This is a genomic window from Cecembia sp. (assembly GCF_007126775.1).
Lineage (GTDB): Bacteria > Bacteroidota > Bacteroidia > Cytophagales > Cyclobacteriaceae > Cecembia.
Genome location: NZ_SLAP01000050.1, coordinates 1 through 9,918 on the forward strand (window position 1 = coordinate 1; position 9,918 = coordinate 9,918).

Consider the following 9,918-nt stretch of genomic DNA (forward strand, 5'->3'; position numbering starts at 1 on the left):
AAATAAATTAAATGCTTAAAAAATCAATATTTTTTAAGCATTTAATTATGCGTATAAAAATTTGATTTTCAGATAGTTAAAAACGTAAATGAAGACGCTGTATAACTTAATCTATAAGAATTATAAAATACTGTTTTTTCCCTTTTTGTACCAAAAGGTATTTGTTCTGCAGCAAAGGGAAAACAGCATCAGCGGCAGGATCTGTAATTTTTTCCTTGTTGATGGAAACTCCTCCTCCTTGTATCATTTTCCTGGCCTCGCCTTTAGAGGGAAAGATTATCCCATGTGATTTTTCTGATAATAGGTCTACAAGATTGCTTTTTTCTTCAAATACTTCTCTGCTTATGTTTACCTGAGGCACCCCCTCGAAAACTTGTAGAAAGGTTCTTTCATCAAGCGCGGCAAGGTCTTCTGTAGAGGATTTCCCAAACAATATACTGGAGGCTTTAAGTGCCATTTCATATTCTTTTTCACCATGGATCATGCAAGTGACTTCCTTGGCAATTTCCTTTTGTAAAAACCTTAAATGTGGCGCTTCCAGATGCTCTTTTTCCAATTGCTGAATTGTTTTCTGATCCAAAAGGGTGAAAATGCGGATATACTTACTTGCATCCTCGTCTGAAACATTCAACCAAAACTGATAGAAGGCATAGGGGGAGGTTTTTTCCGGATCCAGCCAAATCGAGCCGCTTTCTGTTTTGCCGAATTTAGCACCATCTGACTTGGTGATCAGAGGAACTGTCAAGGCAAAAGCATGTCCTCCTTCCATTTTACGGATCAATTCTGTTCCTGTCACGATATTGCCCCATTGATCTGAGCCTCCTAACTGTATGCTGACACCCTGATTTTTCCATAAATGAAAAAAATCATAACCTTGGATGAGCTGATAGGAAAATTCGGTAAAGGAAAGTCCGCTGCCTTCTTCCAATCTTCTTTTAACAGAATCTTTGGCCATCATGTAATTGACGGTGATGTGTTTTCCCACATCACGGATAAAAGCCAGAAAAGAGAATTCGGCCATCCAGTCATGATTATTGACCAGTTCTGCCTTATTGGTCAGTCCCTCATCAAAATTTAGAAATTTAGCCAATTGGTTTTTGAGGCATTCCACATTGTGATCCAAACTTGCTTTGTCCAATAGATTCCGCTCTGCTGATTTAAAGCTAGGGTCTCCAATCATTCCTGTGGCACCTCCTACAAGGGCAAAAGGTTTATGTCCTGCTCTCTGAAAGTGCAGTAAGGTCATTACGCCAACCAAGTGTCCAATATGCAATGAATCCGCTGTTGGGTCAAAACCTAAATAGGCAGAGCGCATACCTTCTTTGAGATGCTGTTCCAAACCTGGAGTCATATCCTGGAGCATACCTCTCCACTGCAGTTCATCTATAAAATTATTCATGGGTTTTCTCTTTTTTCAGCGCTGCAAATATAGGTTTTGTAATAAGAGAAAGAAAGTATTCCCTATTTTTGAGGCATGTCAACTGTTAAAAAGAAAGAAAACAGGGTTACAATGACCCATGTTTTTAAAACCATCATCTGGCCAAGGAAAAGACAGCTTTTTTTAGGGCTATTTTTGATCATCATTTCCCGATTATCCGGATTGGTACTTCCTGGAGCGAGCAAATTCCTGATAGATAATGTGATTCCTTCCGACAATCTTGATTATTTGAAATGGTTAGTGATAGCTGTAGTGGCGGCCGTTACCATTCAGGCAACCACTTCCTATGCCCTGACACAAATCCTTAGCGTGGAAGCCCAGCATCTTATTGCCAAATTAAGGTCTCAGGTGCAAAAGCATATTATCCAATTACCCATCCGGTTTTTCGACAATACGAAAACAGGAGAATTGGTATCCCGGATCATGAGCGATGTGGAAGGTGTAAGAAATTTAGTAGGGACAGGGTTTGCCCAAATGATAGGAGGTGTCCTAACTGCGGTTATTTCTCTCGTCCTTTTGATTTATATCAGCCCCCTGATGACCCTTTATGTTTTGGTTCCTGTAATTATTTTTGGCTTAATATCTCTCAAAGCTTTTGGTAAAATCCGTCCAATTTTCAGAGAGAGGGGTAAAATCAATGCAGAAGTAACAGGTCGGTTGACCGAGACGCTTGGTGGTATCAGGGTGATCAAGGGATTCAATGCTGAGGCACAGGAAATAAAAAGTTTTGAAGCAGGAGTAGAACGCTTGTTTCTGAATGTCAAGGCAAGTTTAACAGCCACCAGTTTTGTGACCTCCGCAGCCACATTTCTATTGGGATTGGCATCCGCTGGAATTATGGGTATTGGGGGCTACATGATCATGCAGGAGGAAATGACTTTTGGAGATTTTTTAGCCTTTACCTTGTATCTCGGTTTTATGATCGCACCTATAGTGCAGATGAGCAATATAGGCAGTCAGTTTACCGAGGCCTTTGCAGGTCTTGACAGGACAGAGGAAATCATGAATATGGCTTTGGAAAGCGATGCCAAGGAAAGAACAATCCAATTGCCACACATTAAGGGTGATATACGCTTCGAAAAGGTTGGCTTTGCCTATCAAGAAGGCAAAGAAGTGGTCAAAGGCATTTCTTTTCAAGCTAATGAAGGTTCTGTAACAGCGCTGGTAGGCACTTCCGGTTCGGGTAAAACCACCATTGCAGGACTGGCGGCTTCCTTTTTAAACCCTGATTCGGGAATAATTACGGTCGATGGTGTTGATTTGAGAAAAATCACTTTGGAAAGCTATCGTTCCCAATTAGGTGTAGTATTGCAGGATGATTTTTTATTCGAAGGGACTATCAAAGAAAATATACTTTTCCCAAGACCAATGGCAACTGAACAGGAATTGCTTCAAGCGGTAAAGGCAGCCCATGTAGATGAATTTACGGCCAGGTTTGAAGAAGGACTGGATACTTTGATCGGAGAGCGGGGAGTAAAGCTCTCCGGAGGTCAAAGACAACGCATTGCCATTGCCAGGGCCATATTGGCGGATCCTAGAATTTTGGTACTTGATGAAGCCACCTCCAATCTGGATACTGAAAGTGAATCACTCATTCAGGCCAGTTTAAAGGAGTTGATGAAAGGCAGAACCACCTTTGTAATTGCCCATAGGCTAAGCACTATCCGTCAGGCTGATCAAATCTTGGTGATTGAGCAAGGAGAGATTGTGGAGCGGGGCAAACATGAAGAATTAATTGAAAAAGAGGGAAGGTATTACCAATTGTATACGTATCAGGCGAGGATTTAAATAAGTGGAAAGTATTAAGGGAGATTTGGGATTTGAAGTCAGGGCGAAGCAAAGATGATATTTTTTACTACAAAGCAGGACCAAGCGTTAAGAAAAGCTCTGGTAGAGCTCCAAGTCCAGACAATTATCAGAACGGGGTAGCTTGTGGCCAGGTTGTAGTGGATGAAAAACCCAAAAACCTATAACCCGACGATAATTAGGTTAGAAACTGATTCTTGTCATGTTTTAAGGTTTCGATTATCACTAATTTTCTTGCCTTAAAGAATAGAAATATATGGGAACCCTCAATGTAACCAAGCTGTCAGGTAAAAAAGCAAAGGCCAATTATTTCCATCATTTGATCCGGGATCTGGAAGCACTGGATCATATGGTAGCGCATGGTATGGTTGAAAAAGGTCCCATACGCATCGGAGCAGAACAGGAATTTTGTATTGTAAAGCGTGATTTTATGCCAAACAACAATTCTCTGGCGCTTTTGGAAGCAATCAATGACCCCCATTTCACGACTGAAATTGGGAATTATAATCTCGAAATAAACTTGGATCCCATGGAACTGGGTGGGGCTTGTTTCTCTGAGATGCATAAGAATTTATCTGATTTGGTAGATTTAGCCAAAAGAGAAGCTGACAAACAGGATTCTAAAATTATCCTAACGGGGATTTTGCCCACATTGGCGCATCCTCATATAGATTTGAAGAACATGACGCCTGTCCAAAGGTATTTTGTACTCAATGAAGCAGCTAAAGAATCTCGAGGGCAAGATTTCAATATACATATCAGAGGTGTAGATGATCTTAATTTTCTGCATGATTCAGTAATGTTGGAGAGTTGCAATACCAGTTGGCAGATGCACCTGCAAATCGATCCGGATGAATTCATAGATTTGTTCAATTGGTCTCAGGCCATCTCAGGACCTGTTTTGGCCGCATGCTGCAATTCTCCCTTGCTTTTTGGTAAAGAACTGTGGCATGAAACCCGTATTGCGCTGTTTACACAAAGCGTAGATATCCGAACCAACTCTTTTTTATTGAACGAAAGTCAATCCAGGGTGAGTTTCGAAGATAAATGGCAAACAGGCAGTATTTCTGATATTTACAGGGATAATATCTCAAGGTTTAGAAGTTTGCTGACAGCTGAATTTGAAAAAGACAGCATCGAAATGCTCCAAAAAGGTGAAATTCCAAAGTTAAAGGCACTCAATCTGCACAACGGAACAGTTTACCGATGGAACAGGGCCTGTTATGGAGTGGGTGGTGGAAAGCCCCATATGCGGATAGAAAACCGTTACATTCCTTCAGGACCTTCAATGATTGATCAAATGGCCAATTTTGCTTTTTGGGTAGGGGTAATGAAAGGCAGGTCTGATGCCTATTCAAATATCCATGAGGAGATGGACTTCAAGGAGGTTAAATCAAATTTTTTCCGAGCATCCCGATATGGAATGGGAGCACAGTTTTATTGGGATGGTCATTATGTTTCTTCCCAGGACCTGTTATTGAATACATTCCTGCCTATGGCCAGAGAGGGCCTGAAGAAAGTAGGAATTATTGAAGCTGATATTGAAAAATATCTTCAAGTGATTGAGAATCGGGTAAACAAAAAAAATGGGGCCTCTTGGATGATTGAGAGCTACAGGAATCTTTGCAAAAAGAAAAAGAAAAATGAAGCCAGACAGGTCTTGACCGCACAGATGTATCTGAACCAGGAAAAAGATATACCGGTATCTGAATGGGAAATTTTAAGCCCAGATACCACCACTACATTCAATATTCGAAAACAGATCCACCATGTAATGAGTACCGATATTTTCTCTGTAGAGGAGAAGGATCCTATAGAATTTGTAGTACATATGATGCGTTGGAATAATATCCACCACATGCCCGTAGTCAAAGGAGATAAAATATTGGTTGGTTTGCTTTCCTGGACGGACATTAAAAAATATCTTGACAGTAAAGATCAAGTAGATCTTTGTGTAAAAAAAGTCATGGTAAAAGACATTATAAGTATTTCCCATGAAGACTGTCTGGATAAGGCCAGAGCATTGATGGCCAAACATGGTATCAACAGTCTTCCTGTGGTGAAAGGCAATCAGCTGATAGGAATAGTTACTTCCAATGACCTTTGATATATGGAATTATCTTTAGCCAATAAAATAAAAAGCGAGCAAAAAGAAAGGCTGATAGGGAAGGTTGAAGGAGCAGTGCCAGGACCTTTAATTTTGTTCTTTGCAGGAATCCATGGAAATGAACCTGCGGGAGTAATTGCCTTGCAAAATACGCTTAAAGCTTTAGCTTCCAAAAAAAGCCAGATCCGGGGAAATATTTATGGCATTGTGGGTAACCTCCAGGCTTTACAGGTTGGGAAAAGATTTTTGGATGAAGACCTCAATAGGATTTGGACGAGCAATAGGATTAACAAACTCCAGCAAAAGGAATTCCTCTCGGCAGAGGAAAAGGAAATGATGGATTTATTGAACTTTGTTCAAGTAATTTTGGAAGGGAACAAAGCCCCTGTTTATTTTATTGATTTTCATACTACTTCCAGCAAAACCTATCCTTTTATCACCATCAATGATGCCCTGATCAATAGGAAATTTGCCATGCAATTTCCAGTACCGGTGGTATTGGGCATTGAAGAATATTTGGATGGACCCATGCTGAGTTATATCAACCAGAAGGGCTTTGTTGGTATTGGTTTTGAATCCGGACAGCATCAGGAGGCGTCAGCCATCAAACATGCCGAGGCTTTTATTTATCTAACCCTTCGTTTTGCAGGAGCGATCAAAAAGAGGCATTTTCCCGAATGGAAACAGTATTTTCAGGTTTTAGATAAAAGTGCAGCCTCTTTGCACAAGATTTTTGAAATCGTTTATCTTCATAAGATCGGAGATTTGGACCAGTTCAAAATGTTTCCGGGTTTTGAGAGTTTTCAGGTAATTCCAATAGGAAAGGATTTTGCCTATCATGACGGAGTAGCCATTAAGTCTTCCTTTAATGGGAGGATTTTTATGCCCCTGTATCAGAGCCAGGGCAGTGACGGTTTTTTTATCATCCATCGCATTCCTTATTTTGCACTAAAACTTTCATCGTTTTTAAGGAAACTGAAAATTGATAACCTCTTGCCGTTGCTTCCGGGAGTTTCCTGGGAAAACAAAGAAAAAATGGTGTTAAAGGTCAATCTGAAAACTGCACGGTTCTTGACAACACCTTTTTTTCACCTTTTTGGATACCGAATAAGAATATTGGATGGGGATTATTTAAAACTTTCCAATCGTGAAAGGGTAGCCAAAAAAGATATGTATAGAGGGGAAAGATGGTATTAAAGAAATTTATACATTTAAAAAGTTTTTCTTATTGTTCAAATCATTGACATACCGTTGATAGATTAAATGTCTTATTGTACTTTTTACATTCTTATATTTGTTTATACGTCTTTCAAGCCTAGCCAGTCCAACCCTTTACCAAAGATTGGTTCAAAATAACCCAAAACAAACGAATATGAAGCATATTTACACTTTTATTGGTGTTTGCCTGCTATTTATTAGTCCATTAACTGCGCAGCAATCTTATAACCCAGGATTAATGGATCAATTGAACTTTAGGTTTATTGGTCCGGATGGTAACCGAACCATTGCTGTAAGGGGTGTTCCTGGAGACATAATGACCATGTATGTAGGCATGGCTTCTGGAGGTTTGTTTAAGTCTGAAGATGCTGGTGGCAGCTGGACCTCCATCTTTGATGATCAGGATATATCTTCAGTTTCTGCTCTGGCACTAGCACCCAGCAATCCGGAGCACGTATGGGTAGGAACAGGGGAAACATTTTTGATCCGACCAGCCCATGCCATGGGAAATGGTATTTACAAATCCACAGATGCAGGGAAGAATTTTGTGCATATGGGTTTGAAAGAAACATCCAGAATCAGTCAAATTGAAGTTGACCCGAGAAACTCTGACGTAGTCTATGTGGCGGCTTTGGGCCATACTTATAGTCCGCAACAGGAACGCGGAATCTTTAAAACGGCAGATGGAGGAAAAACCTGGGAACATGTCCTTTTTGTAGATGAGGGAACAGGCGCCAGTGACCTGGCCATGAATCCTAAAAATCCGGATATCTTATTTGCTGCTTTTTGGTCTATCGATATCAAAACCTGGGGCCTTACAAGTGGTGGTCCCGGAGGTGGAATTTACAGAAGTAAGGATGGGGGAAAGACCTGGGAGGCCATGAAAGAAAAGGGGCTTCCTGGAGGTGTGGAGAATCCTGTTGGAAAGTCTTCAGTTGCCATTGCGCATAGTGACCCAAATGTGGTTTATGCCCTCTTTGAAATGGACAGCCCCCAATTGTGGAAGTCAACAGATGGTGGTGAATCTTGGGAATTGACCATGATCAACCATACCATTAATGAGCGGGCACCATACTATACGCGATTGCGGGTTTCTACAGATGATCCGAATGAAATTTATTTTGCTTCTGTAAGGTTCAGTACTTCAAAGGATGGGGGTAAATCACTTGAAGAAGCTGGCTATAGAGCAGGGGGGGACAACCATGACATTTGGGTGGATCCTCTGAATCCCAGTAGAATGATGGTTGCCCATGACGGGGGAATGGGACTAACTCTAAATCGTCAAAAAACCTATAGGCAATTTGTTTTTCCCAATGCCCAGATGTATCACGTCTGGACAGACAACCAAGTGCCTTATAATGTTTATGGAAATAGACAAGATGGCTATTCATATAGGGGGCCAAGCAACAGTAGACAAGGCAGTATTCCTTTGGGGTTGTGGCATGCAGTAGGTGGGTGTGAAAGTGGATGGGCCATACCAGACCCTGTGGACAACCATATCGTATGGTCGGGCTGCTATGATGGTGGCTTACAAGTTTATGACCTCCGTACCGGACATGCCAGAGATGTACGCGTATGGCCAGAAGCTGGATATGGTTGGGCACCAGCAGATTTAAAATACAGATGGCATTGGTCTTTCCCAATTTATATCAGTCCCCATAACCATAAGCGGGTTTATGTGGGCAGTCAATTTGTACACATGACCGAAGATTATGGTCAGAGTTGGAAGATTATCAGTCCTGACCTGACAAGAAACGATAAGTCACATCAGCAATCGTCTGGAGGAATTGCTACAGATAATCTGATGACCTTTGATGCTTCTGTACTTTTTGCGATTGCTGAATCTCACCTAGAAGACGGATTGATTTGGGTAGGTTCTAATGATGGCTTGGTACACTTGACCAGAGATGGAGGGCAAACCTGGTCTGACGTAACAAAGAATATTCCCGGCAAACCAGAACTTGGAACGATTTCAAGTATTGAGCCTTCAAGGCATAAAGCGGGTAGGGCTTATCTTACAGTTGATGCCCATCAATTGGGAGATTTTGATCCCCATGTTTACAAAACCGAAGATTACGGGCAGACTTGGACAAAAATCAGTGAGGGAATAGAAAAAAGCGAATCGAGTTTTGTACATGTCACAAGGGAAGATCCCGTAGTGGAAGGATTGCTTTACACAGGGACAGACAAAGGACTTTATATTTCAAAGGATGATGGTGCAACTTGGTTTAGATTAAGGAATAATCTTCCGCCTGCACCGATCTATTGGATGACAATTCAGGAGGAATTCAGAGACTTGGTGATTGGTACCTATGGAAGAGGGTTTTATATCCTGGACAATATAACACCAATTAGGGAAATGAGTGCAGAAGTGCTTGCATCAGAAATTCATCTTTTTGATCAAAGGCCTGCTTACAGGTTCCATGAAGTTCAAGGGATAAAAACAGAAGGTCGATCCATGACTACGGGAAGTAATCCTCCTTATGGGATGGACATCAATTATTATTTGAAAAGTCCAGCACAAAAGGTTGCGATTGAAATCAGAAAAAAGGATGGAACATTGGTCAGAACTATCCATGGTAAAAACAGTACCGGTATCAACAGGGTCTGGTGGGATTTGCGGTATGAACCAACATTGCAGCCAAGGTTATTGGTTGCACCACCTGACAAACCTTGGGTAAAATTAGAGGGAAGGGAGTTTAGGCCTTTGGTTACCTGGGATTTGGATCTTTATAGGGGGCAGTTTGGCCCAAGAGTAGTTCCCGGAGAATATGAAATCCACTTGATTGTGGATGGAAAAAGTATCAGTCAGATGGGAGAGGTGATCAAGGATCCGAATACCGCGGGATCGCTAGAAGATATTGAAAAGCAGGTTGCGTTTTCATTAAAACTCAATGTAGCCATGAATGAGCTTGTTGAGACAGTGAATGAGATTGAAGAAATAAGAAAAGAGTTGGAAGACCTTTTATTGGAGCAAAAAAGTGATGCGGAAGTTGTACAAAAAATAAATGAGCTTGAAGAAAAAATCCTTAAGGTGGAAGGGGAACTGTTCGATATTCAGCTGACCGGTGCCAGAGAAGATGCCTTCAGAAATCCAATGAAACTCTATGGTAGAATTTCCGCTCTGGCCAGTGATGTTGGCGGGTTCGGAGCTGACTTTAAGCCTACCAATCAGCAGGTGGAAGTGTACAATGTGTTCAGGAAACAACTGGATGATATTCAGGTCCAATACAAAAAGTTGATAGATGAAGAGATTCCGGCCTTTAATCAATTCCTTATTTCAAGAGATCTTCAATTGAAATTAAAAAGATAAATTTTAGTTTTTATATTATTAAAATCAAAACATATA

At 41.0% G+C, this 9,918-nt stretch carries 5 protein-coding genes; 4 read left to right on the forward strand and 1 reads right to left on the reverse strand.

The window, feature by feature from the left end:
* Positions 1–106: 106 nt before the first annotated feature.
* Positions 107–1,399 (reverse strand): tyrosine--tRNA ligase, encoded by a 1,293-nt coding sequence (gene tyrS, locus QZT73_RS03450; RefSeq protein WP_291786624.1) that lies wholly within the window; start codon positions 1,397–1,399, stop codon positions 107–109.
* Positions 1,400–1,474: 75 nt separating this feature from the next.
* Here tyrS and QZT73_RS03455 point away from each other — a divergent pair, with 75 nt between their 5' ends.
* The 4 genes from QZT73_RS03455 (at position 1,475) to QZT73_RS03470 (ending at position 9,882) form a co-directional block, all read left to right on the forward strand.
* A complete protein-coding gene (locus QZT73_RS03455) occupies positions 1,475–3,226 on the forward strand; it encodes an ABC transporter ATP-binding protein (RefSeq protein WP_291786625.1) in 1,752 nt (583 codons plus the stop codon).
* 274 nt (positions 3,227–3,500) lie between these two features.
* A complete protein-coding gene (locus QZT73_RS03460) occupies positions 3,501–5,351 on the forward strand; it encodes a CBS domain-containing protein (RefSeq protein WP_291786626.1) in 1,851 nt (616 codons plus the stop codon).
* A 3-nt stretch (positions 5,352–5,354) separates the two neighbouring features.
* Positions 5,355–6,548, forward strand: coding sequence for a succinylglutamate desuccinylase/aspartoacylase family protein (locus QZT73_RS03465; RefSeq protein WP_291786627.1), 1,194 nt, complete (start codon positions 5,355–5,357; stop codon positions 6,546–6,548).
* A 175-nt stretch (positions 6,549–6,723) separates the two neighbouring features.
* Positions 6,724–9,882, forward strand: coding sequence for a glycosyl hydrolase (locus QZT73_RS03470; RefSeq protein ID WP_291786628.1), 3,159 nt, complete (start codon positions 6,724–6,726; stop codon positions 9,880–9,882).
* Positions 9,883–9,918 lie beyond the last annotated feature (36 nt).

Excerpts from the sequence above, each read along its gene's own strand:
- tyrS (WP_291786624.1), bottom strand. The coding sequence starts at position 1,399 with ATGAATAATTTTATAGATGAACTGCAGTGGAGAGGTATGCTCCAGGAT.
- QZT73_RS03455 (WP_291786625.1), top strand. The coding sequence starts at position 1,475 with ATGTCAACTGTTAAAAAGAAAGAAAACAGGGTTACAATGACCCATGTT.
- QZT73_RS03460 (WP_291786626.1), top strand. The coding sequence starts at position 3,501 with ATGGGAACCCTCAATGTAACCAAGCTGTCAGGTAAAAAAGCAAAGGCC.
- QZT73_RS03465 (WP_291786627.1), top strand. The coding sequence starts at position 5,355 with ATGGAATTATCTTTAGCCAATAAAATAAAAAGCGAGCAAAAAGAAAGG.
- QZT73_RS03470 (WP_291786628.1), top strand. The coding sequence starts at position 6,724 with ATGAAGCATATTTACACTTTTATTGGTGTTTGCCTGCTATTTATTAGT.